The organism is Bacillus sp. FSL K6-3176, from assembly GCF_038003325.1.
Lineage (GTDB): Bacteria > Bacillota > Bacilli > Bacillales > Bacillaceae > Bacillus > Bacillus altitudinis.
This window is the reverse complement of sequence record NZ_JBBOOX010000001.1, coordinates 467,479-493,235: the sequence shown is the minus strand read 5'-3', so window position 1 is coordinate 493,235 and position 25,757 is coordinate 467,479. Positions and strand designations below refer to the sequence as shown.

Genomic DNA, 25,757 nt, shown 5'->3' with positions numbered 1-25,757 from the left:
TATTAATGATAGGTAAAATAAGATATCAGCCACCTGATTTTCTCTCCTTAAAGATCCGTTTTTTCATCGTCAGCCTTAAATACAATGTGTAAAAAGCAAATGCCACAATAAAGAGCAGAACCACCATTGTGAGTATTCGAAGCATATTTTCCATCCCGCTTCGTTTGTGTGTTTTTGGTTCAGCTATATTGGATTGCTCTATTTGAATATGTCCATTTCCTGTTGTTTTGATCTGGACATGCGGGGTTTCAACAGTCTGTTTTGTTTTCTTTAAATCTAGCCATTCACTAGAAGGGATCGCATCCATTTGTGTGATTACATCTTGCAGCCCATCTATCCCCGCTTCCACATCATAGGACAGCCCAATGGCGGCGGATTGGATATGCTGCATGGATTGAATTGTTTGCTCTGTCAGTATGTTTGCACCTTCTTGGTCAGACGCTGTATCTATAGACTGTTCAGGATATAAAGTCATGCCATGAAGCATGGCGGGTGTCGACAAAAATGGTGATTCACTACTTGATTTCCATGTACGGTCTGAGAGCTGCACCTGTCCAAATAGACTGGACATATGGCGGGAAATCACTTCATAGCCTTGCAGGGAAATGGCGTCATTTGGCACTTCAAATGCAAGCGGATATAACCCCTGCTGCGCGAGCAGTTCAATGCCTTTTGTCAGCTTTTCTTCTGTATAGATGGCTTCTTGATGTTGATTGGATTTGATATACGCATTAAAATCTTTTTCATTTGGAAAAAAGCTTTTGTTCAGCTGTTGATCAGCTTTCTCTGGTTCATTTGACGTAACGGGCTGATCGTACTTTACATCCCAGAATTCAAAGCCTTTCCCCGACTCCTCCGTTCGATACGTACGGCTAAACCCATGAAGAACGACACTAGCTCCATTGCTTTGCAATTGTGTTAACACGTGGACAAGTTTAGGCCGGTCACTGAGCGTCACTTCATCCCCTGTTGCTGGATCAATCCATATAGGGGTCACCGCCAGCAGAAAAGGGATATGGCGAGCTGTTACGTATCGTCCAAGTTCAAGTAACTTCTTCTCATCCGTGACGGGGTTAATCTCCCCAATTTGTAAGTACTTTGTCTTCGTCTGACTAGAAGCCGGCAGGAGAAGACTTTCAAGCACCTCTGCAAGCAGCTTGTCGTGCTGAAGGATATTTAGCATTCCGATATATGCCGCACCTTCTTTTGTTTGAATCACAAATGGCTGCTCAGCTTGATTTTTCTTCAATAAGAATGTACGTTGCAGATCTGTCCCTTGAACCGTCTGAGCTGTGATTCCTCTCTCTAGCTGACGGTATTCTTGATCATCAGTATCTTTGATTTGACTGATGTGATCTTGTTTGTGAAAAGTAAGCTTGGAGAATGGGCGAAGCTGTTCCGCATTGTGTCCTATTGCAATTAAGCGTTTTGATTCGTTTATGAGACGTACGGTTTGTGCTTTCAACGTTTTCTTTTCTTCACCTATATAGATAACTTGCTGAAAGTTATTGAGGTTCTTTTCAGTGATTTGTTCATCAGATAAAATGGTTGTTCGTGTGGAAAAATGCCCCACAAGTACATCAAGCATATGAACAGTTGGCGTTGCCTCACCCGATTGTGTGGAATAGACGATGAGGGTCCTGGACTCTTTCTCAAGTGCACCGGCTGATGAATTGTCTTTGATCGAAAGCATAGAGAAAAGAACGATTAACAAACAACATTTCGTCAAAACATTAAAGTTCATTCATCATCATCTCGTTTTCTAGTTCTTCTAAAAATTGCTCTGGTGTCCGATAGTCCGAGCTGCTTGTTAAATGACAGACATGAAAGGTTAAGGTCACTTCACGACCATTTAGCAGGACATGCGTTTGCAGTTTATCCTTTAGCTTTTCAAGAACGATCGAGACGTTTTCTGCAGGTGTGTGAGTGAGCAGCAGCCCGATTCGTTCTTCGGATAATCGAAATTTCTTATCCGTTTCTCTCACACTTTCGCGTATCTTCATACTGAGTTGCTGGAAAAGATGCTGCATTTCTTTTTCTCCATATAATGTTTTGAATTCAGCTGAGTAGTGCATATGAAGAAGGATAAAGACGAATGGCTGTTTGTATCGTTCTGCTCGTTTCATTTCCTCAGACAACTCGAGTCTCATCCGCTCTGCATTGTCAAATCCTGTGGTTGAGTCAATCGCTACAAATTGTTTGATGGCCCTCTTTTGTTGGTCAATGGTGTGACGCATCGTTTTTATTCGCTCATGTACGTTTCCAGCAGAAATAGCAAAAAAGAGAAGCGCCACGCCCCATATCACGACATCTTGCAAGGTTTGATGAGAAAAGAGGGAATTTGTGTGACCAAGCTCTGTAAAGAACATCCCGCTTCCTATAAAGAACAAAATCAACAAAGTAAAAACCAATGCTGGCAAAATACCAAATAAAATGCCGCATCCTATCACGACAAATGTGAGTGTGATGATCATGACACTCTCCGCATCACGTCCATTCAAGTAGCCCATAAATAAAATGAGTCCCGCAAACGTGAGGAGCACCGTATAATACGTGCGATAGGTGTTACTGAATAACCTTTTCATTTAGAAGCTCCCTTTCTGCAATTAGAGGCAATAAATTATCAAATGAGTGTGTATCTTTTTCGTTCATATAGCCTCCGTAATAAGGCTTGAGAGGATCTTGGATTTGCAGCTCTTTCATTCGGTGATAGATGTCTTTTGCAAAATCATCTTCTCCTTGTTTGAGTGCATAGAAGATCACCAGTGCATAGACTGAAGGCGATTCATACGTCACTGCTGGCTGTAATGTGCTCAGTTTATATCGTCCATACAGTTTTCCTTCCTTTTGGAAGTTGGTTTTCAGCCATTTCATGATGACTTTTGTATCAACCTGTGCACGTTCGGCATAAAGAGCCGTATAAAGCTGGTCGATCAAGTTGATTTCCTGATCAAATGAGTAGACTTTCTTCGCTATGTCATAGGATTTTGGAAAAAATCCTTTTTGTCTCGGTGCATTTTTTAGAATGGCCAATTGGTTGTTCATCATTTGTTCTGTGAATAGGTGGAGGGATACTAGTTCTTTGATTGCTTTTGGGTCAAGATATGAAAGTGTGATTGTGTGTGAAGTTTGCTTTGTCGATGCATCATAGTAGTCGGTCAACATACCCTTGAACATGTTTTTGTCTTTTAACGCTTTTGCGATTTTTTTGGCTGTGGTTTGATACACTGACTTCTGCCACAATTGATCTGCTTTTTGAAGTGCTGTTACTACACGTAAGTCATCAACTAAAGCATTGACTTTGCTTTTTTGATGAGATTCGATTTGCCAGCTAAGAAGATCATGTTCCAGTAAGAATTGAGTGCGCAGGACGTCTACCTGTTGATCAAAAGATGTTTGATCTTTTTTTCTAACAAGATAATCCATCCAAAGTCCGAGCGATTCTGATAAGTAAGTAGGCTGCTCCGCAAGCGAGGTCCGAATCATGCCTTGGTCTGTCATTAAGTGGTGAGTCATAAAGTACTCTCCTGACAATACTGGCTTTGCAGGTTCTGGTTGAGCTGTATGTTGCTGCTGTTTCCAGGTACATCCGCCTAGTAGAATGACAATGAGTATAGCGATAGCTGTACGATGTATGGGTGTATCCATTCGTGTCCCCTTTCAATCCTTGTTCTCTCTAAGCATCTAACGATTTATTATAGAGCGTTTCTGTTTAAATGAAAATAAATATTTTATACCAAATTACGAGTCTTTTCGCTTACATATTCCCATTTACAGAAAAACAACATGCCAAAATACTCGAACAAACAAAAAACCCATGCGAATTCACATGGGTTTTTACACAACTATTGATCTAATTTTAGTTTCTTCAATTGTTCTGCAAGTGCGTTATTGATTGGTTCTTCCACTTTCTTTTGTTTCTTCATATATTTAGACACATCGTGCTTACTGGCTCGTTTTTGATTGGATTGTGATTTGCGTTTTTCGAAAACAGACAGTTTCTCTCTATGACCACAAACACAGGCAAATATTTTGCCATCGCCTTCCCCGCGCAGCTCAAGCTTTTTATGACAGTTCGGGCAGCGTGCATTTGTTTTCTTTGCCACATTTTTTCGATGTCCGCATTCTCTATCCTGACAAACAAGCATGGTGCCGTTTTTCCCGTTCACTTTTAACATGAGTTTTCCGCAGTCAGGGCAATGTGTGCCTGTCATGTTGTCATGCTTAAAGGTTTGGTTCGTTTGTTTGATTTCAGATACGGCTTGTTTTGCATATGACTTCATTTCACTCATGAATTGAGAAGCTTTCAATTGGCCTTTCGCAATTTTAGAAAGCTTTTGTTCCCATTCCGCTGTTAACGCAGGTGACTTTAAATCTTCAGGTACTAAAGAAAGCAGCTGCTTCCCTTTCGATGTGATGAAGATGTCTTTGCCTTTTTTCTCAATTAAGAAGCTGTTAAACAGTTTCTCAATGATATCAGCTCGAGTTGCCACTGTCCCCAATCCACCCGTTTCACCAAGGGTTTTCACTAAGTCTTTTTCCTTGTTCTCCATAAATGCAGACGGGTTCTCCATGGCAGATAAAAGGGTCGCTTCGTTAAAACGAGCAGGAGGTTTCGTTTCGCCTTTTGTCTCTTTTAATTGGCGTACGTCAAGTGACTGCCTCTCTGTTAATGCCGGCAAGTGCTGATCTGCTTCGGCTGATTCCTCGTCTTCATAGGAATCATCGTACACGGCTTTCCAACCGGCTGATTGCACAATTTTTCCTTTCGCTGTGAATGTCTCACTGCCGATCTTGGCGATCACTGTTGTTTCCTCATATTCAAAAGGGGTCATCAGTACAGCGAGGAATCGCTTGGCAATCAGGTCATATAATTTACGCTCTTTATCACTTAATGCACCTGGATACAGCTCTTCCTCGGTTGGAATGATCGCATGGTGATCTGACACTTTGGCATCGTTGACAAAACCTTTATGTGCTTTAATGCCTGATTGTAAAATACGATTCACATGCTGCGCGTAAGGTCTAACGTTCATTCCTTTGAGTCGATCTTTTAATGTGGGAACGATATCTGCCGAAATAAAACGTGAATCTGTACGAGGATATGTGACGAGCTTATGCTGCTCATACAGGCGCTGAAGTGTAGACAGTGTTTCTTTTGCTGAAAAACCGTAGCGTTTATGGGCATCACGCTGCAATTCTGTCAGGTCATACAATCCTGGAGCAAAGGATTTTTTCGCTGTTTTTTTCAGTGCATCAATCACTGCAGGTTTTCCTTTACAGGCTGCCAAGCGCTCCTTCACTACATCCTCTTGGAATGTACGGTTTTGTTTTGTCTTTGCATCCTGCCAAGTCAGCGTCAGTCCATCTACTTGTGCAGTCAGCCCAAAGAACAGCTTCGGCTGGAATTGCTGAATGTCTTCCTCTCGCTTGGCGATCATAGCAATCGTTGGCGTTTGCACACGTCCACAGGATAACTGCGCATTGAACTTCGTTGTCAGCGCTCTTGTTGCGTTGATCCCTACAATCCAGTCGGCCTCTGCACGCGCAACCGCCGAGCGATACAGGTTATCATACTCTCTGCCGTCTTTTAATCGTTTGAACCCTTCTTGAATGGCTTTGTCTGTAACAGACGAAATCCATAGACGTTTTAGAGGCTTTTTCACATGGGCTTTTTCAAGAATCCACCTTGCAACAAGCTCCCCTTCACGTCCAGCATCTGTTGCGATGACAATGTCTTTTACATCTTTTCTCGCCAGCTGCGCTTTGACCGCTTGGTACTGTTTCCCTGTCTTTTTCATCACGACAAGCTTGAGTGGTTCTGGAATAATTGGTAAATCCTCTAGGCGCCAGGATTGAAATTCTTTCCCGTAGCCTTCTGGATCAGCCAGTGTCACCAAGTGGCCAAGCGCCCACGTGACAATGTATTGATCTCCTTCTAAGAAACCATTTCCTTTTTTATGACACTTCAGCACACGTGCAAGGTCACGTCCTACCGAAGGTTTCTCTGCTAATACAACTGTTTTTGACACTAGATTTCACATCTCTTTCTTCTATCCATCCTTTTATTATAGCAGACGTGGAGATGTGGTTCTAATGACGGATTATTTCTTCAAGCGTTTAATGATTTCGTTTGTGACCTCTTGTGTTTGATAAGCTCCGCCGATGTCTGCCGTTAAAAAGCCGTCTGCTGTGACAGATTCAATCGTATCGAGAAGGTGTGTGCCTAATTCTTCCTCTCCGAAATGATCAAGCATGAGTTTAGCGGTCCAGATTTGTCCGATAGGGTTTGCGATCCCTTTTCCAGCGATATCTGGTGCTGATCCATGTACTGGCTCAAACATGGATGGATATTTGCCATTTACATTGATATTGGCTGCTGGTGCGACACCAATACTACCCATGATAGCGGCACCAAGATCCGTCAAAATGTCACCAAATAAATTGCTGGCAACAATCACATCGAATTTCTCTGGTCTTGTGACAAAGAAGGCTGAGAGCGCATCAATGTGCTGAGAATCTGCCGCCACATTAGGGTAGTCCTTTGAGACGTCTTGAAACACTTCATCCCAAAATGGCATGGTATGCACGATGCCGTTTGACTTTGTTGCACTTGTTACATGGTTTCGTCTCTTTTCTGCTAATTGAAAAGCAAAACGAATCGCACGTTCTGTCCCTTTTCTAGAGAAGACGGCATTTTGAATCGCAAGCTGATCCTCCCCTTGATAAATCCGGCCCCCAATTTCACTATATTCGCCTTCTCCATTTTCTCTTACAACTAGTAGATCGAAATCTTTTGGCTGAGCAAGCGGAGAACGGATGCCGCTCAGCTGTTTTGCAGGTCTAACGTTAATCACCTGTTCAAATTCCCGTCTAATTTTTATGAGCAGTCCCCAAAGCGAGATATGATCAGGCACTAAGTTGGCATCACCGACAGCCCCTAAGAAAATACTGTCAAAGGCTTTCAATTGTTCCAATCCATCCTTTGGCATCATCTCGCCATGCTCTAAATAGTATTCGCAGCTCCACGGAAAATCCTGAAAAGAAAAAGTCAGACCGCCATGCACCTCTGATATCGCTTTCAAAACACGTACTGCTTCTGGTACAACTTCTTTTCCTACCCCATCACCAGGTATCGTCGCAATCGAAAAGTGTTTCATTGTATTCTCCCCCTTATGAATGGTCGACCGTCGACCGATTAAGTTGAGTTTACTAAAGAGTTCATGTTCTTTCAATAAACAAAAAGACGCTTTTTGATCAAAGCGCCTTTTTGTTCTGCAACTGTAATGGGACTGGCTGTTTTTTTCTACCTGCTCCTTTTTTATCTGAAAGAAGCAATCCTCCTAAAGTCAGAGCTGTTCCGAGCAGTGACATGAAGGTCAATCTCTCATGGAGAACGATCATTGAAATGACCATCGTGATGATTGGAACGCCATAAATGTAGATACTCGATTTCACCACACCGATCGTCTTCACGGAAAAGCTCCATGTCAGAAAACAAATAGCAGATGCAAAGACGCCTAAAAACAGCAAGTGGAAGGCAAACGATGGATTCGTCAACCGCTCCAAGTCTAAACGAATCTTAAAATGCCAGATCAGTGGAATCATCCATAAAAGCCCGTAAAAGAAGACACGTCTTGTCACCTGAATAATATGGTAGCCATATTGATTGATCATTTTCGATAAAATGGAATAAAATGCCCAGACAATGGTAGCCATAAATGCTAAAGCATCGCCGAGTGGATTCAATTGGAATGTCGTCATCCCGTTCAAGCTAATCAGCACAATTCCCGTCATCGCAATGAAAAAACCGATAAAAAACCGGCTATGTAGCGGCTCATCTTTTAATAAAAAATAAGACAATAGAAAAGAGAAGAATGGGACAACGGAGCTGATAACACCTGCATTCGAAGCGAACGTATAGGTAAGTGCAACATTTTCTAAAAAATAGTATAAGACCACACCGCATAACCCTGCGAGCGCAAACATCCCTTCATGCTTTCTATACTGCACCTTCATGGTGACTGGATAAATGATCATCAGGGCAAGGTACCCAAGGAAAAAACGAAAAAATAAAATCTCTGTTGGAGAAAAAGCCGTTAATAATATTTTGGTTGATATAAAGGTAGATCCCCATAAAAAAATGGTGAGCATGGCTGCTAGATGACCAAGAAGCTGTTTATTTTTCATTTTGCTGTTACCTGCTTTGCAAAAATTTGCTGATACTGCCCTGGCGTAAGCCCAATAAATTCCGAAAAGAAATGAGTCAAATGACTTTGATCAGAAAATCCAGCGGCAGCAGCTACATCTATTGGCTTCATTCCTTGGGCGAGAAGTTCCTTCGCATAGTTCACCCTGATTGTCTGTAAATAACGATACGGCGTAATTCCTCTGAACTTTGTAAAAGCACGCAGCAATGAATATTTGTTCATGGACACAAGCTCACCTAAGTCATCTAACGATATATTTTCCGTGAGATGTGTTTCAATATATTGCTGTACGTCTTGGACTTTTTGTTCATTGGCATTGGCTGCTGATGCTTTTTCCTCTGGTGTATCAGAATAGGTTTCGATCAACTGCTTCATCAAAAAGTAAAAGGCTTCCTGTTTATTCAAAGCAGGAGCTTCTTCTGTGATCATTTGATGAAGATCATATAATTGCTTTGCTAGTTCACTTTGTGAAACCACAGGGGCTTTAAAATGCGGCTTGTGCTGAAAGACCTTCTCCAGCACCTCTGGTTCAATATTTAAGCTGCGATAATCTAGCGGCATGTGATCAAATTGTTCACATGCGTGGTTATCGTACGGATTGAAAAGAAGGATATCTCCTTTTTCAATGATGTATTCTTGATTTTGGCAGAACATTCGTCTTTGACCGCCTTCAATAAATCCAATCACATAGTATGGATGAAAATGTTTTGGGAACTTTTTGATGATGGCATGAAAGCGATACGCCTCTATTTGCAAGTCCTGGTCAAAATGGACTGTTCGTTCCTCTAGTATTCTCATGTCGATCCCCTCTTTTCACTGAGCTGATCATTAGTGTAGCACACCCTTTTTCTCTTGGATTGTACGATATTGACTTTTCGATGCAGGCTTGCCTAGAGGGAAGAACTTGGATAACATGAGACAAAAGATGATGTACAAAAGAGGGAATGATGGGATGAATTCATTCGAGATGGAAAGACCAGCACCGTATCACATGCAATTTTATGAACAGCTGAAGCAAATGATTTTTGATGGCCAGTTTCAGCCAGGAGAGCGCATCAATGAAACACAGCTTGCCAAACAATTTGGCGTAAGCCGATCACCGGTCAGAGAGGCGATGAGGCTGTTAGAAAAAGACGAGCTTTTAATCGCGGATCATCGATCAGGCTATTCCGTCTATACGTTAACAGAGCGGGATGTCGAGGAACTCTATCAAGTCCGAATGGCTTTAGAAACGCTTGCCGTTAAGCTTGCCTGCAAAGAAGCCACAGATAGAGAAATAGATGACATTGAACAGGTGCTCACGAAGGCAGACGAAGCGATCAAACAGCAGCTGCCATCTCAGGATATCGTTCAGTTACACGAAGCGTTTCATCAAACAATCATACAAGCCAGTCACAATCACCGTTTATCTAAACAATTAAATCACGTGAATGCGCTCATTCATTATTGCCGCATCTTTCATTTTAGCGGCGGGCCTCGGGCCGAGACGATTCAAAAAGAGCATACGGCCATTTTCACTCAAATAAAAGAACGCCGGGCTGCGGCAGCCGTTCAGGCGATGACAGACCACCTCATACATGATGTGGCGCATTTAAAGCAAGTACTCTCTGAAACAACCGAAAAGTAACGCGTGTCATTTCCCATTTTTTAAGCATTCGTTGAACATATTTTGAATTTTTCGTAGATTATCGCATGTTCAGGCGATCTTTCGTTTATATTAGAAGATGAGAAACTAGCTTTTATACAGGAGGATTTGTATATGCATACAAGTATCAGCCGTCTGAGACAGGCGGGTTTTATTGAGGGTATGTCTCTTTTAACCCTTCTTTTAATTGCCATGCCTCTAAAATATTTTGCGGATATTCCGATGGCGGTCACCATTGTGGGCTCTCTTCATGGCGCATTGTTTGTGATCTATATGCTCATTTTGGCATATGTGACCTTTAAAGTTCGCTGGCATTTGAAATGGTCCATCGCCGGATTCTTTGCGGCATTCATTCCTTTCGGCAACTTCGCCTATGACAAGGTGCTTCGCCAGTATGATACAAAAGCTTAATCAAAAAGGGCTAAAACGACATTCGTTTTAGCCCTTTTTCTACACGCTGACGTATTTTTTAAATCGATGCATATTTCACAATGGCTGCTTGACGTGTCATTTCGTGATATGCCACCCATAATTCATCACCTGGCAAGACGCTAGTGATCGGATCGATTGGCTGTTTCACTTCATACATCACGCCTTCTCTCTCAATCTGAATGATCGCTAACGGCTGGTTGCCGATGACACCGGAAAATGTGACATGGGTCACTTTTGCACTTCCTTGTTTCTCTTGCATAAGACTGATTTCTTTATCCAGCTCTTCTTGTTTTGTCTGCATCGTGATTTGAGTTCCTGGCGCGACCTCCATATGATCAGGGATGAATTGGCTGACCGTTTTTGTGATGGATTGATCTCCGCTAGAAACCGTCACATCCAGCATAATAGGCTTCTGATCATGAATTGTGACTGGATATTGCTTCACCCGTTGGATCGTTCCTGTCAATGTCACGTCTTTCCCCGAACGATTCCGCACTTCATGCCCATAGGCTGCCATTTTCAGCTGACCACTGATGTCGACGAGATCGGCTTTTTCTCCTGTTCTAAATTCAAAACCAGCGGCTTGAATCATCGGAATGGTATACCTTTTCTGATCTGCTTCAAATGTAAGTGATAAGACGGTGCCTCGTCCTACGGTTCCATATGATTCTATGTTTCTTAAAATAGCGCCTTTGATGAACTTTGGCTCGCTTGGCTGCGAGAAGTCACCTTCTTTTAAGAGCATCGCTTTTTTCTTTTTCGGATTGTAGAGAATGGCGATACGCTGACCCGGTTGCGGTATCTGAGTATAGGATACAACCGTTTTAACCGCCTTTTCGATATTTTTCCCATCATATTGAAATTGAAGTTGCATGTTGACCAGCGGCTTTTCGTTGATGTAGGTACCCGTTTCTTTGACTGATACAATATTGGCTTCTAATGTGACACTGTCTTTTATCTTGTTCTTTCTCACAAGCCTCAAAATCGGTGGCAGGAAGATCGCTAGCACAAATAACAACAGTGGGATAAAGAGCCATATCGCCCAGTTGAGAATAAGTGGTCCGCCCTTCATGACATATTGCATAAAGGTGTCAACAGACGTTTGGTGGGCTGGACTGGCATTTTCGATTGAGATGACCTTTTGCAAAGGAAATTCCTTTAGCTGTTTGCTTTTCGCCTCAAATGCCCCCGTTAATTGGTTGCCAAGTGAATAATAGAGCCAATTGCTCTTCACATTTTTATGAAAAGAGAGATCTTCTTTTTGTAAAGTTTCATATGACAACGACTGAGACAGCTTGCTGGCAGACGTCGCCTTATTCGTGCGATGATTATAAATATAACCAGTTAGCTTGCCTTGTGCTTCGTCCTTTGCTGTAGAGCCTAAAAGAAGAACTTCTTCTTCATTCAGCTGGTAGATAAAGGTTTGGTACATCGGTTTTGGTGTTGGGACGACTTCCCCAAGCCTTCCCTCTGCATCCACTTTCCTTGGTCTTTTTGGATAGTTGGATTCGACAGCGACAGCAACGTTTTGTGATGATCCGATCGTTTTTTTCAGTTGCTGCACGACTTTATCTTCAATGAGGCTAAACGGTTCTGCACTTTTGGAGACATAGACCCCAAGCTGATGCTTCTCGTTTGAGATTCCGCTGACATACGCCTTCTGGTCATTTTTCAAAGTCAATTCAAACATAGGGAATGGGGTCTGCCCTCTAAAAGAATTCATGACGACATCGATGGAAACAGGTCTTGCTGGCAGCTTCAGCTCGCTGAGATTGTGGACATGAAACTGACCATTCTTTAGCTCACCGAGGACCGCAGCAGCGCCTTCCATTTCTCCTGTAAACACGAGACGTCCATTCCATTGATATGTATTCGTTTTTAAAAATGAGGGAATCTGTAAGTTTTGCTTGACGAGTTCTTTCTTTGCTCCGCTTGGAGACAGTTTTTCGATCAACAGCTGATCGTCTTTATTTTTTAAAGCAAGTAAGAGATGGTTCCCTTGAATAGATGGCAGCATTTCATTAAACGTATCGCTTTCCGTTATCCATTCACTGATTCTTTTTCCTGATTGAGGATCATACATTGCAAAATGGAGCTGCTGGTTTTTTGATACAGCACTCACCACTCGTTTCCCTTCATCGAATGTAAATATTTGTTTGACGTCATATTGCGTCGCTTTCCCTGCGGATAAATCATCTTGGTAATGGTTCCACACCAAAATACTAAGAATGATTGCTGGAATAAAGAAGACAATATACCTGAGGAAAATCACTGGTATTCTTTTCACTTGATCGCTTCCTTTCATGGAGTTCCTTTTTCTTATACGTCAGTGCAGCGAGAATGTTTCATGCTAGAAGAATACCATTCCAACTTTCTAAATCCATATTTTACATATTTGATTGTTTACGATAAAATCCAATCAGATTCAAAAAAAGGATGTTATCTCAATGGATAAGCTATCATCGATCATTCTAGCGGCTTGGCTGCGTGTTCCCCGTTGGTTCAAGCAAGGGGTGCTCGTATCTATGACCATTTTCTTTTTTTATATGTGCTTTGTAAAGGGGCTGACTAGCTGGTACACCTTGCCGCCTGTCACTTTGCTCGCATGCGCCATTTGTTCCTTTTTCATCTGGATGGTGTGGCTAAACAGTCAAAAAAACAAGTGAAAAGGAGAATTTCATGAAAGAATCCATCTTTTATTTTGCTATCTCTTTTGTTCTTCAATGGGTTTGGTTTGGGGTTGTGCATCCAGATAGAGGCGTGACACTGCTGGACATGTTGATCTTCTCTATTTTGTTTACGGTGATGTTCTTTTTTATTGGCCGGATTTGGAGGTATCAGAAGAAAGGGCGAAGGGAGTGATGATGAAGCATTTCCTCTTTCTGTCGATGAGTGTTCGTTGTTCTATTGTTGACGGCGAATCTTTTTGAAGGGGATGTCATGCGGATGGTATCCGCTTTTAACCTAAAAAGGCTGCCAAATAGATGGCAGCCCGTTTCTTACTCTTTTCATGCAAATAAATAATCAATGTTTAATCTCCGTCACGGAGTGTATGAATTAAGATTCGATCATATCAGTGTGTCATATGTGTTCCGAGTGAACCTACGTTTGAAAGTAAACGCCATGGAAGTTCTGGATAACAAGACAACGAAAGCCCTACCTCTCATTCGTCCTTACGGCTCCGAAGCCGTGCCAGTGTGAATTGTAAATCAAAACGTCTTTTTTCCATTCTTCCGCTTTTATAGGGGGCGGTTGCAGAAGGAAAAGAATAAGTTTGTTCGCTTTGACAGCGTCTCGTTCTTATCAAGTAGAAGCTCTATTGCTTCTCATTATGTCATAGAAAAAAGAAAGTTTACTTTCTTTATTTATTTGCTATTTCAACACTTAATATAAAACTATAACACGTTCCCCCAACTTACGCAAGTGTTAAAGTGATAATTCTGCTGGTGTCCGGTTTCCTTCGTTCATATAACGAATGGAGGTTGGGTCAATCTTAAGGATCACTAGGTTTGGATCATCTTTTCCTTTAAACCATTTCTCCATCTCATCAGACCAAAGGCGGTCGATCAGTTCTGGATCATCAGTTAATGTGGCTTTACCTGCAATTTCTGCATATGTGTCCCCAAATCCTTCACCTGAATAACCAATGAGAATATGAACATTCGGATTTTTTTCAATCTCATCAGCTTTATGTGTTTCTTTGCTTGTTGGTGTATATAATGTCAGCCCTTCATGAAAAAAAGTCATATAGCGGGTATGCGGCTTATCTTGTTCAACAGTCGCCAATGTTCCAACTTTTTGTTCGTCTAATAAGTTCATTACCTTTTGCTTTAACTCTTCTTGTGACATGTATCTTCACTCCTTCAAAATGTCATCCGTACTCTTAGGTTTCCACGACAATCCATTCATTAAACAAAGAAATGTGTTTTTCATAAAAAGACATCTTCTAGCTGATGCTATAAAAAACGGACACATTGAAAGGGGAAGTTGAACATGCATCATGAAACGATGTTCCATTTGAGTTCACTTGTTATTGCAGCGGTTGTTGTGGGCATTATCATATGGTCTGTCTCATCTGTACAGAAGAATCGGAAGAAATACTAAATACACCGCCCAATCAAAGCTGGGCGGCGTGTTTATTGATCATGTATTCATAAAGGAACCGCCGTTGACGTGAAGTGTCTGTCCCGTCATATAAGACGATTCGTCCGAAGCAAGCAGTACATAGCAGCCTACATGCTCCACAGGCTGTCCTGGTCTTCCCATTGGCGTCTCGGCCCCGAAGCTTTCGACACTGTCTTCATCAAATGTAGATGGAATGAGCGGCGTCCAAATTGGGCCGGGCGCTACACCGTTTACCCGAATACCATCTTTCACAAGCGACTGTGCCATAGAACGAGTAAAGCCGTTGATGGCCCCTTTTGTCGCCGTATAATCAATGAGCACTTTGTTGCCTCGATACGGGTTAATAGATGTTGTATTAATAATGGAACTTCCCGGTTTTAAGTAATCGAGTGCCTTCTTCGTAAAATAAAAATAAGAATAGAAATTGGTTCTAAAGGTTTGGTGAAGCTGTTCACTAGAAATATCTTGAATACGTTCTTTCGGATGCTGTTCGGCCGCATTATTGACTAATATGTCCAGCTTCCCAAAGGCTTCAACTGTCTTTTCTACCGCTTTCTCGCAAAAGGCTTCGTCCCCGACATCCCCTGCAATCGTTAAACATTTAACGCCCTCCTGTTCTACACGTTTTTGCGTATCTTCTGCATCCTCATGTTCATTTAAGTATACGATCGCGACATGAGCTCCTTCTTTGGCATACGCAACAGAAACGGCACGTCCAATTCCGCTGTCTCCACCTGTAATCAGCGCTACTTTTCCTTTTAGCTTACCAGACCCTTTATACGATTCATTCTCATAGATCGGCGCAGGATTCATTTCTCTTTCACTGCCCGGCTGCTGATCCTGCGTTTGGCGCGGAATGCCATTTGTTAAGTATTCACGTAAATCCATGTGTAAGCTCCTCCTTGATTTGTTGATGTATCCTTTCATTACCACTTCATTTTTTTACTCAAACATCCCTATGCGTCATCAATGCGTTTTGAAAACTGACAGGTTTCAGGATGGGAAAAATCGGTTACATACACATAAAAAAGGAGCGTTATCACATGCTATCAACCATTTCTAAAACCTTTAGCAGACCAAAAGGCTGGCTCGGAAGCATCGCAGGTTTTATTATGGCAAATGAAAATAAGGCACTGAATCAATGGGCGATCCAGCATTTAGATTTATCAGATGGTGAAAACATTTTGGAAATAGGCTACGGCCCCGGCTATAGCATCAAACATATGCTCAAGCATTATGACGATCTTCACATTGATGGACTAGATGCTTCTTCAACTATGAAGGAACAGGCGCATTCGCGTATAAAGAAACGATCCAAAGAGAAGCAGGTCCGGCTGTATGTCGGGAAAATTGAAAAAACGCGCCTCCCGGCAGATCAGTATGACAAAGTACTTTCTGTTAACAATTATACGATTTGGGATGACCCAAAGGCTGGCGCACTCAACCTTTATCACACCTTGAAACCGGGCGGAACACTCGTCATTGTGATGCAACCAAGAGAAAAAGGAGCGGACGCCAATCGAACAAAAGAAATGGGCGAAAGCATCCTCAATGACTTAGAATTTGCTGGATTTGATCAGTTTTCTGTTGAATATGAGGAGATTCGTCCCACCCTCGCTGTCTGTGTCACAGCAAAAAAGCCGAGAAGCGAATAAGCTCTCGGCTTTTTCTTACCATTTTGCCTCTTTGACAAATTGATAAAAAAGTTGATGTAATTTCTGTTCAATCTCTTCCTTTGTTCCTTGTCCATAAAGCGCCATGCTTTCTTCACTTTCAATGATGGATGAACTGATCAGGCTAAACATTTCAGACCCTTCTTTGCCAAGCTCTAGCGGCGCCAGCATGAGGAGCATTCTGGACATGAGCTGCTGCCCGCCATCCATGCTTTTGATCTCGTATGCCTCATCAAGATCATAGATATGAAAGACCGGTTTCTTAATGAGATCATGCTTTAAGTGAAAAAGAGCAAACTCGGTTCCTGGAATGCCTAAACCACCTTGCTGCTCACGCTCAAGTAAACCGGCTGTCACTTCGTCTGCACGTTCTAAATAGCCTTGACTTTCAACCTGACGCATCAGCGCTCTCATTGTTGACTCATGCTGCTCCGTCGTCTTCTTTTTTTCGATTGTAAAATGGGACAAGATGCTGCGAATCACTGACATATAATTCGTGATTTGCTCTGCCATCCCTATCATATCAACCGTTTCCTCCACCGATTCTTTTGCAGATTCCTGTGCTCTTTTTTTCTCAATCAGATAAGGAATTTTTCGTTTAATATGTGACTTGACCCGCACTGCGTCATCCTCGTTTAAGAGCGGGCTGACCATAATGTAATCAATATGCTCATATGGGATCGGAACGGTTGATACGATCATGTCATAGCTCGCAGCGTCGATTTCCTTTAACTCCATTAAGGAAGATAGATCGAATTTGGCGATCTCAGGCAATTCTTTTTTCAATCGTGATGCGAGCATTTTGGACGAACCGATGCCGCTTGAGCAAACGACCAATGCATGAATCTTGGTTTCTTCTTTTTTAATTTCAAGCACCGAACCAAAATGAAGCACGATAAAGGCAATTTCATCCTCTGGAAATTCGATCTCAGGAAAGAAGCGCTCCACACCTTCTTCAATCGCCATGAACAGCAAGAAGTAGTCTTTTTTTATTTGTTGTGTGAGCGGATTGTAAATCCGCATCTTTTCTTTTAATCGGTTCATAGCTGGTTCAAGATGAGACACGAGTCCCTCATACAATGAATCGTTTTCATTTAAATGATAGCCTGTTTTATGAGAAATAAAGTCAATGAGTTTTTTCGTTCTCAGCGCGATATCTAACTCAATCTCATCAATGCGGTATTCTGCCGTAAAGCTTCGATTTGCACTGCGCAAATGGATGGTCATGTATCCAACTTCAGCTTCAGGAATCTCTACATTAAACATGCGTTCTAATGCTCGTGCGATTCTAAGTGAAGATTCAAATTCCTTCGTCCGCTTTAATTCAAGCAATTCATCCTCTTCCATCCGAATGGTTTCACCGATTTGAATGCGTTCAATGGCATAGGTTAAGTGAACGACAAGTGCAATATAGGCACTATCTGACAACGAGAGAGAGAGTCTGTTTTTCAAATGAAAGAGAAGCCTTTCTACCTTGAGCAACTGTCCTCGACTGACTACCCCAAATACCTTTTCAGTCGCTTTCGTTCGATGTTTAATATTCATCTCAATCGTTTCGAGAAATAATTGAATGTCGAGACGGTCAACGATCAGGTTCCCGACAATTTTTCGTTTGGCTTCCTCCGGTCCTTTTAATTCAATACCGTACCCACGCTTGCGGATAAGCAGTAAACCGTAAGGAGCGATCCAGTCCGTCAGTTCATCTAAGTCGTAACTGATGGTCGCATTTGTGACCTGCAAGTCGGCTGCAAGTGTATATAATTTCACCGGTTCTTTTGCTTCAAGTAGGGCACACAGGATTAAGAGCTTCCGTTCATCAGAACTATATTCAATTTGGTCTTCATTTGAAATATGAGACAGAAGCCGCTGTTTGTCTTCCTGTTCACCGACCGCCTTCAAGCCCTTCCCCGGCTGTTTATCAAGTGATAGGTTGTAATTCTTTAAAATAGGTTTAATGGATTTAAGTTCTCTATGAATGGTTCTTGTACTTACTTGAACAGAATCGGCGATCTCACGAATGGTGACATAACGATTTTGCTGAATCATATATTTGATCACTTTCTGTTCTCGTGCCGTTATGTACATGAAATGCCTCCTTCTGCTTAAATAGGTCTATTGTCACACTTTAATATAAAACGCTTTCACTGATCGATGCAACCTGAAGTTGATCTAAATTTGGCACACAGGTTGTGACAAAATGAAAGACTCACACGTTTCTCCAAAAGGAAGGTCCATAATCCTTTTGATGAAATTGAATCGTTTGTTCATGAAATGGCAGTGCGCCCCCGACCTTTAATGAATAGGTAGGATTATAGACGGGAGAGCCAAAGCAATACTCCATCGTCCCTTCCTCCGGCCGAAACATGACGGTTCGCATCGTCCCAAACAGCTCTTCATAATTGTGCACAGTCAGACCAGCAGGGTATTCTGCCTGAAATAGTTCCGTAAGAGACTCGCTTGACGGCTGTTCTTCTAAAGCTTGAATTAACATGTCGTACCTGACAACAGAATGATGTTTCGTCAACCCTTTTGCCGTGTGATCAGCGAGCGGATGGTTCGTAGCCGCAATAAATCCACGCTCCGGCCTTCTCACCTTTTTTTGCCCATCAATCATTTCAATCACAGCCGCCTCTCCCTGCCGGTCAGCAAGCATTAGATGAACATTAGACGCGACGGGCATTTCCTGTACCAAACGGACGGCATCCTCCACCGTTTTACAGGACTCTAGCACAGCACGAATAACATGATATACTTGCAAGCCAGCAACAGCCGGCGGCTTTAAGCCTGGTTCGTTGCCAATAGGCGGACCGCATGCAGAAAATGTCACCGATAGACCATGTTCATTCATCCCATCCGATCGACCAAATAAGATTAATGATGAGCCTGTATGGACTGCTGAGCCCTTCACATGTGTAGATACAAGACGCATATCATCAAACAGCGGAGAAAAATCATAGTTGCGAAGCATCACCGTTTGTTGATTGGCAGCCTCATTTCCCTGCATCACACAATGGGAACAACCTGGCTGAAGATGCGAAGAATAGAAAAAGGTCAAATTGCTTTCATCCATTTGCATTTCATCACAAAATCCCGTGAGTTCTTCCTCTAACTGAGGAAGAAACGGTCGAATCAGCTGCTTCGTTTCCTTCACAGCCTCTTTTAATAACGGTTCTGATTGAATGTATTGTTTTTTAAGCAAAGGGTGCTCCTTCAGCCAGACAGCCTGCTGCTTTCCTATCTCATAAGCTGTTCCTTTCAATTCATGAAAATACGCGCTCATCTCCTGCATGCATACACCTCTTTTGTCTTTGTTTCTTTTATCATATCGAAACAGCCCTTCATTTAAAAGAATGAAAAAAACTGCAATCCCGCGGGATCACAGTTGCTTAGCGGATTGTTGAAACAGCGCTTCTGCCATTGCTTCATATCCTTTGTGGTTCGGATGAAATTGATCAATCGATAAGTATGCGCTTTGATGACCTTCAAATACACCGTAAATATCCACCACTTCTACATGTGGATTCGCAGCAAGCTGGCGAAGGTGATGGTTGTATTGCTTCAGCCATCTCTCGGCGATCGGAATCTCAGGAAAAGGATTATATAAATTCAATAAATATACGCAGTATGGATGATGCTGCCCTCTTTTTATCAGAGCGATTTCTTGAACCATTTTGCTAAAATTCGCCTGACAATGCATAGACGCTTGCAGCAGTGTCTTTTCATCTTCCCCTTTTTCATACTGCAGAACAGCTTGAACAAGATCATTCCCGCAGCCTGTGATGGTGATGATGTCAGCATGAGCAATCGCCCGTCTTACATCAGACCGCTGAAAAAGCTGCAAGATCTCTTCCGTTGTTAACCCTGATTTCGCAAATACGGACAGTTTCACCGGTATATGCAGCTTCTTTTCAAGCTTCGCCGCATATCGCTCCGTAAAACCGCCGCCAAATAAACGTGCCCCCACCCCAACCGTTAAGGAATCTCCAATCGCAACATAGGATCGTCCCACTCTTATCCCTCACTCTCTCCTGCCTTCTCTTATATATACGAAAAAGAAGAGCAAATGCTTGTAGCAGATGGCTTAAAGGCATCCACCTTTTTTTCAAAAGCGCAGGATGGGCGCATTTACAAACACTTTACTTGCGATATCGATCCATTTTTTGTTCAATGGGAGTAGGGTTTTTTTGCTTAAATCGCAGCTTTGAAGCGTTTCAGAAAAATTTACAAACTTTTTATCTTGATTTCAAGACTTTATACCTTGACTTCAAACTATATAGTGATTACAATGAAAATATCAGTTTTTATGTAACTGTGCTTGTTACATCTTTTTCATAGCATTCCAATATGATTAAAGATGCCACATATTCAGTGTATCTTTGGGGTACGCTAAAAAAATCATTGAAACAGGAAGGATTGAATAAACATGGCAAAAGTTTTATACATCACTGCACATCCGCATGATGAAACAGTTTCTTACAGTATGGCTACTGCTAAAGCATTTATCGAATCTTATAAGGAAGCAAATCCAAGTGACGAGGTTGTACATATCGATTTGTACAAAGAAAACATTCCTCACATTGATGCAGATGTATTCGCTGGATGGGGCAAGCTTCAATCTGGTGCTGGCTTCGATACACTTTCAGCTGAAGAGCAAGCGAAAGTTGCTCGCCTAAACGAATTAAGCGATCAATTCGTTTCTGCTGACAAATACGTATTTGTTTCACCACTTTGGAACTTCTCATTCCCACCAGTTCTTAAAGCATACATCGACTCTGTTGCTGTAGCTGGTAAGACATTCAAATACACTGAGCAAGGTCCTGTTGGATTACTAACAGACAAAAAAGCGCTACACATTCAAGCACGTGGCGGATATTACACTGAAGGTCCTGCTGCTGAACTAGAAGCAGGTCACCGTTACCTTGGAACAATTGCAAACTTCTTCGGTATTCCTTCTTTCGAAGGTCTTATTGTTGAAGGTCACAATGCTGAGCCTGCAAAAGCAGAACAAATTAAAGCAGATGCGATCGAACGTGCAAAAGCTTTAGGTAAAACTTTCTAATCATGAACACGCAAAAAGCCAATGATCTTAACGGTCATTGGCTTTTTATTTGTTCAGATGCAAAACCTAATTCTTTTGAAATGCCGCTGGCCGCTTTTTTGACCTGCTCAATTAGATAAGGAAGCCGTTCCTTTTGATAGCCTGCCTCAAACCCCGCAATACTAATGCCTGCTGCCACTTCTCCGTGATGATTGAAAATGGGCGCTCCAATAGCCGCAGTATAGTTTTCAAGCTCTGAATAGCTTAACGTATATCCGCGCCTGTTTGATTCTTCGATCATGTTTCGCAGGACATCTTTATCAGTAATGGTTCCGATCCCGATTTTCCCGAGCTCTACCGAATCAATATAGGCAAGTCTCTCTTCCTCTGGCAAAAAGGAAAGAATACTTCTCGCACAAGCTCCCGCATATAATGGGGATCTTCTTCCGACAGCGGTATAGAGCCGGACAGGCTGCGTTCCTTCCATTTTCTCCACATAAATGGCTTCATCTCCTTCACGAATAATGAGCTGAACAGCCTCACCTACCTCATCACGCAAGTTTTCCATAAAGGGCCTTGCAATTCTACGGATATCGAGGCGGTCGGCGACAAGCTGACCGTATTCAAGGAACATCAATCCTAATCGGTAAACACCTGAAGGATGCTTTTCTAATAACCCCATATCGGCTAACGAGTTGGCCATTCGGTGTACAGATGTTTTGGGCATGCTCGAGAGCTCAATCATGTCATTTAACGTTAATTGTTCGTGAGTGATAAAAAGCCGTAATATCTCCATTGATTTCACAACGGTTTTATTTGTGTTCTGCATGTTTCTCACCTTTTCTAAAACGAAAATGCTTCGAGTTTTAATCTTGCCGTCAGGTCCTTCATTTCTGCTTCTTGTGTGAATAAGGCTTGCTCTGCTTCTTGGCGGTCAATTTGTTGAAACGTGAGATTCGCTCCAGGCATCGCCTGCGCAATGAACGGCAAATCGACTGTTGCCACCTCACCAATACGGGGATATCCACCTGTCGTTTGGCGATCTGCGAGCAGAATAATCGGCTGGCCGTCAGGAGGAATTTGAATAGAGCCAAAAGCAACCGCTTCTGAAATCAATTCAAGCTTTTGCTTTAAACGTATCGGTTCCCCTTTCAATCTGCATCCCATACGATCAGATTGGGGAGTGACCTGATAAGACCGTTCGAAAAAAGCTTGCTGCGATTCTTCCTGAAAATGAGATAGATGTCTGCCTGCCAGCACTCGAATGACTGGTGATTTCCCGAGAGGCAAAAAATGCGCATGATTGACTGTCCAGTCTGGCGCACGTTCCCCTTTGCTTTTTAACATGTGAACGAGGCTCTTCGCCAATGATGACGGTTCTCCAATCGGCAGGACGTCTCCTTTTTCTAGCGGACGCCCTTCAACCCCGCCTATCTTCGCTCTGACGTACGTACTTTTACTTTTCATCACCGGCTCAACATCAAATCCACCGGCTACAGCGAGGTAGGAGCGGCATCCCCTCTTACAAGGGCCAAAGGTGATCGTGCTTCCTGCTCGAATGAAGAGCGGTTTCCATAGAGGCACTTGTTCCCCGTCAATCTCAACCTCCACATCAGCACCGGTCACGGCGATCAGCTGATCCTTCTGACATGTCAACACTGGACCGGGCCCCATTAATGTGATTTCCAGCACCGCTTCGTTTTCTTGATTCCCGGTGAGGATGTTGGCGATTCGGAGCGAGAGCGGGTCCATGCCACCGCTCGTTAACACACCGTACTTCTGATAGCCTATTCTGCCTTTATCTTGAATGGTGGTGAACATTCCTGGCTTGATGACATGCATACTCAACGATCTTCCTCCTTCATGCTGAAAAATTCCTTTTCAGACAGTTGAACAAATCGAACCTCGTCCCCTGCCTTTAGTAGACTAGGTCTCTCAGCATTCGGCCGAAATAAGGACAAAGGGGTTTGTCCAATGAGCTGCCAGCCTCCGGGTGTAGATATCGGATAAACCCCTGTCTGCTTCCCCGCAATACCCACAGACCCTTTCGGAATCGACATTCTTGGTGTTTCTCTACGCGGAGCTGCAATTTTTTCAGAAAGTCCGCCTAAAAACGGGAACCCAGGAGCAAACCCAATCATATAGACAAGATACGTCCCGGATGTGTGAATACGTACAACTTCTTCAGGCGTCAAACCATTGATACGGGCGACTTCTTCTAAGTCAGGACCGAGCTCTCCTCCATAACATACAGGAATGTCGACGATCCGGCGCTTTGCCTGATTCCCCTCCTGCCAGTTGTCTTCAAGGAGGTTTTCAATATAGTCTTTGACCCATTCATACGGAGAGATTGCACGTTGCTTAAGCTGAGCAGATTGATACACCTTATAGGGCTCATAAAAGACGGTCACGTTTGTAAAGGCTTGAACAGCTTCCACATATCCGTCAAATGGATGCTGTTCAATACATGAAAACAGCTGCTTCACACGCTCATGAATGTCTTCACTTATGTCAGTCCCGGCTTGAATGACAATGGCTGCGTCTCCTAGCGGGTGGAACTTGATCGTATCTTTTATCGTTGAAAATGCCACTCTTATGACACCTCTCTTTCTACAGGACACCGAGCTTTTGATCTCTTACATCTGTGATAAACATATGACCGGGTGCATGGGTGATCGCAATGTCTGGCTTAGTGTGCATGACAATGGCTTGCGGCGTCACACCACATGCCCAAAACACCGGGACTTCCCCTTCTTTGATCACAGATGGTTCTCCAAAGTCTGGTTGATCTACATGTTCAATGCCAATCACAGCTGGATCACCTATATGGATAGGACCGCCATGTACCGATGGGAATCTAGATGTCACCTGAACACTTCTTGTGACTTGATGCGCTGGGATCGGCCTCATACTGACAACCATCGGACCATGGAATACACCTGCCCTTTCACATGGAATGTTCGTTTGATACATTGGGACATTATGACCGTCTTCAATATGGCGGACAGGAATGTCATTCAGCATCAGTGCATGCTCAAACGTAAAGCTGCATCCGATGAGAAAGCCCACCATATCATCCTCCCAATAGGAAGAAATATCTGTTACCTCTTCTTGAAGAACCCCTTTTTTGTAAACACGATATTTAGGGAAATCCGTTCGAATATCCGCATCAGGTGCTGAACGCCTTGGCACTGGATCACCTGGGTCGAGCACATCAAGCAAAGGGCACGAAGCCGGATTCCGCTGACAAAATAAAAGAAAATCGAAGGCCAGCTCTTTTTTGACGATCATTAAGTTGGCTTGCGCAAATCCCTCAGCAAAGCCAGCCGTTGGTTCTGTGATCTTCTGCTTACGAATCAATTCCCTTATTTGTGACGGCTTATAGGTTTGATATGCTTTCATGTGATCAGCTCCACAGTTTTGGAATTTCATTCATGATGGTATATCCGCCCATGATTGCCATGATGACAACAACAAACGCACCTGTTGCTGTCAAAAAGAATGGATGGCGATAATCACCGACAATTTCTTTTTTATAGGCAGCAATCAGCAATGTTCCGAGTGCAAGCGGCAAGATCAATGCATTGATGGCCCCAACCAGAATCAATATGTTCACAGGTCTTCCAATCGTGATAAAACAAATGGTCGAGAGCGCAATGAATCCAACGATAATGCCTCGTTGATTTTTCTCGATTTTTGGTGAGAAGGTTTTAAAGAAGGAAACGGAGGTGTATGCTGCTCCAATGACTGAGGTAATGGCGGCAGCCCACATAATAATCCCGAACATTTTATATCCAACATTTCCAGATGCTAATTGAAAAACAGACGCAGGCGGGTTCGACGGATCAATCTGTAAGCCTTTTGAGACAACTCCTAGAACGGCTAAAAATAAAGCCACACGCATCACGGATGTGATCAAAATACCGAAAATGGAACTTTTCGTCACTTGCGGCAATGCATCCTTCCCCTTAATGCCAGCATCCAGCAGACGATGACCACCAGCAAAAACGATATAGCCGCCAACCGTTCCGCCGACAAGTGTGACAATCGATAACATGTCAATTTTCTCTGGCACGAAAGTTCTCATGACCGCTTCTCCAACTGGCGGTGCTGTGGAAATAGCCACATACAGCATCAGACCAATCATGACAAAACCAGCGATTTGTGTGAATCGGTCCATCGCTTTTCCTGCCTCTTTGATGACAAAAATGAGAATCGCAATGACTGCACTGACCCCAGCCCCTATGCGGGGATCGACGCCGAATATGACCTGAAAACCGAGACCCGCACCAGCGATATTTCCAATATTAAAGGCAAGACCCCCAATGACAATCAAACAGGCTAACACATATCCGAGCCCCGGCAGAACCATATTGGCAATGTCCTGTCCTCTTTTTTCCGAGACGGCAATGATACGCCATACATTTGTTTGCGCAAAAATGTCTAGCAAAATAGAAATCAAGATGACAAACCCAAAGCTAGCTGCGAGCTGCTGTGTGAACACCGTTGTTTGTGTTAAAAATCCCGGTCCAATGGCGGACGTTGCCATTAAAAAGGCTGCGCCCATCAGCATAGAACGGTTCCCTTTTGGAGCTTTCATCTGTTTGGCTTTCTCTCTTTTCATGCTGTTTCCC

The 25,757-nt window shown here is 43.0% G+C and carries 24 protein-coding genes; 6 read left to right on the top strand and 18 right to left on the bottom strand.

The window, feature by feature from the left end:
- Positions 1-25 precede the first annotated feature (25 nt).
- From MHB38_RS02380 to MHB38_RS02350, 7 genes are all read right to left on the bottom strand, one after another.
- A complete protein-coding gene (locus MHB38_RS02380) occupies positions 26-1,744 on the bottom strand; it encodes a DUF2334 domain-containing protein (protein WP_341002256.1) in 1,719 nt (572 codons plus the stop codon).
- Entirely contained in the window at positions 1,734-2,585 is an 852-nt protein-coding gene (locus tag MHB38_RS02375) for a GGDEF domain-containing protein (RefSeq protein WP_017358417.1), read from the bottom strand. The genes MHB38_RS02380 and MHB38_RS02375 overlap by 11 nt, the downstream gene beginning before the upstream one ends.
- Positions 2,566-3,648: a glycosyl hydrolase family 8 gene (locus MHB38_RS02370; protein WP_144740422.1), complete on the bottom strand. Its 1,083-nt coding sequence runs from the start codon at positions 3,646-3,648 to the stop codon at positions 2,566-2,568. The genes MHB38_RS02375 and MHB38_RS02370 overlap by 20 nt, the downstream gene beginning before the upstream one ends.
- A gap of 197 nt (positions 3,649-3,845) precedes the next feature.
- On the bottom strand, positions 3,846-6,032 hold the full coding sequence (locus MHB38_RS02365) for a DNA topoisomerase III (RefSeq protein WP_341002251.1): 2,187 nt from the start codon (positions 6,030-6,032) through the stop codon (positions 3,846-3,848).
- A 72-nt stretch (positions 6,033-6,104) separates the two neighbouring features.
- Positions 6,105-7,160: a tartrate dehydrogenase gene (locus MHB38_RS02360; RefSeq protein WP_048002377.1), complete on the bottom strand. Its 1,056-nt coding sequence runs from the start codon at positions 7,158-7,160 to the stop codon at positions 6,105-6,107.
- Positions 7,161-7,257: 97 nt separating this feature from the next.
- On the bottom strand, positions 7,258-8,190 hold the full coding sequence (locus MHB38_RS02355) for a DMT family transporter (protein WP_341002249.1): 933 nt from the start codon (positions 8,188-8,190) through the stop codon (positions 7,258-7,260).
- Entirely contained in the window at positions 8,187-9,008 is an 822-nt protein-coding gene (locus tag MHB38_RS02350; protein ID WP_046342692.1) for an AraC family ligand binding domain-containing protein, read from the bottom strand. The genes MHB38_RS02355 and MHB38_RS02350 overlap by 4 nt, the downstream gene beginning before the upstream one ends.
- Positions 9,009-9,162: 154 nt before the next feature.
- Here MHB38_RS02350 and MHB38_RS02345 point away from each other — a divergent pair, with 154 nt between their 5' ends.
- Positions 9,163-9,837, top strand: coding sequence for a GntR family transcriptional regulator (locus MHB38_RS02345; RefSeq protein WP_341002247.1), 675 nt, complete (start codon positions 9,163-9,165; stop codon positions 9,835-9,837).
- A gap of 132 nt (positions 9,838-9,969) precedes the next feature.
- On the top strand, positions 9,970-10,266 hold the full coding sequence (locus MHB38_RS02340) for a DUF3817 domain-containing protein (protein WP_008347156.1): 297 nt from the start codon (positions 9,970-9,972) through the stop codon (positions 10,264-10,266).
- A gap of 58 nt (positions 10,267-10,324) precedes the next feature.
- Here the strand turns inward: MHB38_RS02340 and MHB38_RS02335 are convergent, their stop codons facing one another.
- On the bottom strand, positions 10,325-12,574 hold the full coding sequence (locus MHB38_RS02335; protein ID WP_230680571.1) for a hypothetical protein: 2,250 nt from the start codon (positions 12,572-12,574) through the stop codon (positions 10,325-10,327).
- 160 nt (positions 12,575-12,734) lie between these two features.
- Between MHB38_RS02335 and MHB38_RS02330 the strand changes: the two genes are divergently transcribed.
- Positions 12,735-12,953, top strand: a complete 219-nt coding sequence (locus MHB38_RS02330) for a hypothetical protein (protein WP_035703812.1) — start codon at positions 12,735-12,737, stop codon at positions 12,951-12,953.
- A 13-nt stretch (positions 12,954-12,966) separates the two neighbouring features.
- A complete protein-coding gene (locus MHB38_RS02325) occupies positions 12,967-13,149 on the top strand; it encodes a hypothetical protein (RefSeq protein WP_041091160.1) in 183 nt (60 codons plus the stop codon).
- A gap of 564 nt (positions 13,150-13,713) precedes the next feature.
- On the opposite strand, the gene MHB38_RS02320 is transcribed toward MHB38_RS02325, so the two are convergent.
- Both MHB38_RS02320 and MHB38_RS02315 read right to left on the bottom strand, forming a co-directional pair.
- Positions 13,714-14,136, bottom strand: coding sequence for a pyridoxamine 5'-phosphate oxidase family protein (locus MHB38_RS02320; protein WP_008347166.1), 423 nt, complete (start codon positions 14,134-14,136; stop codon positions 13,714-13,716).
- 294 nt (positions 14,137-14,430) lie between these two features.
- Positions 14,431-15,300, bottom strand: a complete 870-nt coding sequence (locus MHB38_RS02315) for an SDR family oxidoreductase (protein WP_146271696.1) — start codon at positions 15,298-15,300, stop codon at positions 14,431-14,433.
- Positions 15,301-15,455: 155 nt separating this feature from the next.
- Between MHB38_RS02315 and MHB38_RS02310 the strand changes: the two genes are divergently transcribed.
- Positions 15,456-16,067, top strand: coding sequence for a class I SAM-dependent methyltransferase (locus tag MHB38_RS02310; RefSeq protein WP_041091156.1), 612 nt, complete (start codon positions 15,456-15,458; stop codon positions 16,065-16,067).
- 15 nt (positions 16,068-16,082) lie between these two features.
- On the opposite strand, the gene MHB38_RS02305 is transcribed toward MHB38_RS02310, so the two are convergent.
- The 3 genes from MHB38_RS02305 to MHB38_RS02295 form a co-directional block, all read right to left on the bottom strand.
- The gene (locus MHB38_RS02305) at positions 16,083-18,170 is read right to left on the bottom strand and encodes a BglG family transcription antiterminator (protein ID WP_341002242.1); all 2,088 of its coding nucleotides are present in this window, start codon (positions 18,168-18,170) and stop codon (positions 16,083-16,085) included.
- Between the two features lie 121 nt (positions 18,171-18,291).
- The gene (locus tag MHB38_RS02300) at positions 18,292-19,374 is read right to left on the bottom strand and encodes a C45 family autoproteolytic acyltransferase/hydolase (protein WP_076822712.1); all 1,083 of its coding nucleotides are present in this window, start codon (positions 19,372-19,374) and stop codon (positions 18,292-18,294) included.
- 87 nt (positions 19,375-19,461) lie between these two features.
- Positions 19,462-20,094 (bottom strand): GDSL-type esterase/lipase family protein, encoded by a 633-nt coding sequence (locus MHB38_RS02295; RefSeq protein WP_017358492.1) that lies wholly within the window; start codon positions 20,092-20,094, stop codon positions 19,462-19,464.
- Positions 20,095-20,508: 414 nt separating this feature from the next.
- Here MHB38_RS02295 and MHB38_RS02290 point away from each other — a divergent pair, with 414 nt between their 5' ends.
- A complete protein-coding gene (locus MHB38_RS02290) occupies positions 20,509-21,144 on the top strand; it encodes an FMN-dependent NADH-azoreductase (RefSeq protein ID WP_024720223.1) in 636 nt (211 codons plus the stop codon).
- A gap of 34 nt (positions 21,145-21,178) precedes the next feature.
- Here MHB38_RS02290 and MHB38_RS02285 read toward each other — a convergent pair whose 3' ends face one another.
- The 5 genes from MHB38_RS02285 to MHB38_RS02265 are packed head-to-tail and all read right to left on the bottom strand — an operon-like array spanning position 21,179 to position 25,747.
- Positions 21,179-21,952: an IclR family transcriptional regulator gene (locus MHB38_RS02285; protein WP_007498093.1), complete on the bottom strand. Its 774-nt coding sequence runs from the start codon at positions 21,950-21,952 to the stop codon at positions 21,179-21,181.
- 14 nt (positions 21,953-21,966) lie between these two features.
- Positions 21,967-22,971, bottom strand: coding sequence for a 5-oxoprolinase/urea amidolyase family protein (locus tag MHB38_RS02280; protein ID WP_182489482.1), 1,005 nt, complete (start codon positions 22,969-22,971; stop codon positions 21,967-21,969).
- Entirely contained in the window at positions 22,968-23,714 is a 747-nt protein-coding gene (pxpB, locus tag MHB38_RS02275) for a 5-oxoprolinase subunit PxpB (RefSeq protein ID WP_048002386.1), read from the bottom strand. The genes MHB38_RS02280 and pxpB overlap by 4 nt, the downstream gene beginning before the upstream one ends.
- Positions 23,715-23,733: 19 nt before the next feature.
- The gene (locus MHB38_RS02270) at positions 23,734-24,525 is read right to left on the bottom strand and encodes a putative hydro-lyase (protein WP_046527410.1); all 792 of its coding nucleotides are present in this window, start codon (positions 24,523-24,525) and stop codon (positions 23,734-23,736) included.
- Between the two features lie 4 nt (positions 24,526-24,529).
- A complete protein-coding gene (locus MHB38_RS02265; RefSeq protein WP_008347191.1) occupies positions 24,530-25,747 on the bottom strand; it encodes an NRAMP family divalent metal transporter in 1,218 nt (405 codons plus the stop codon).
- Positions 25,748-25,757: the final 10 nt, after the last annotated feature.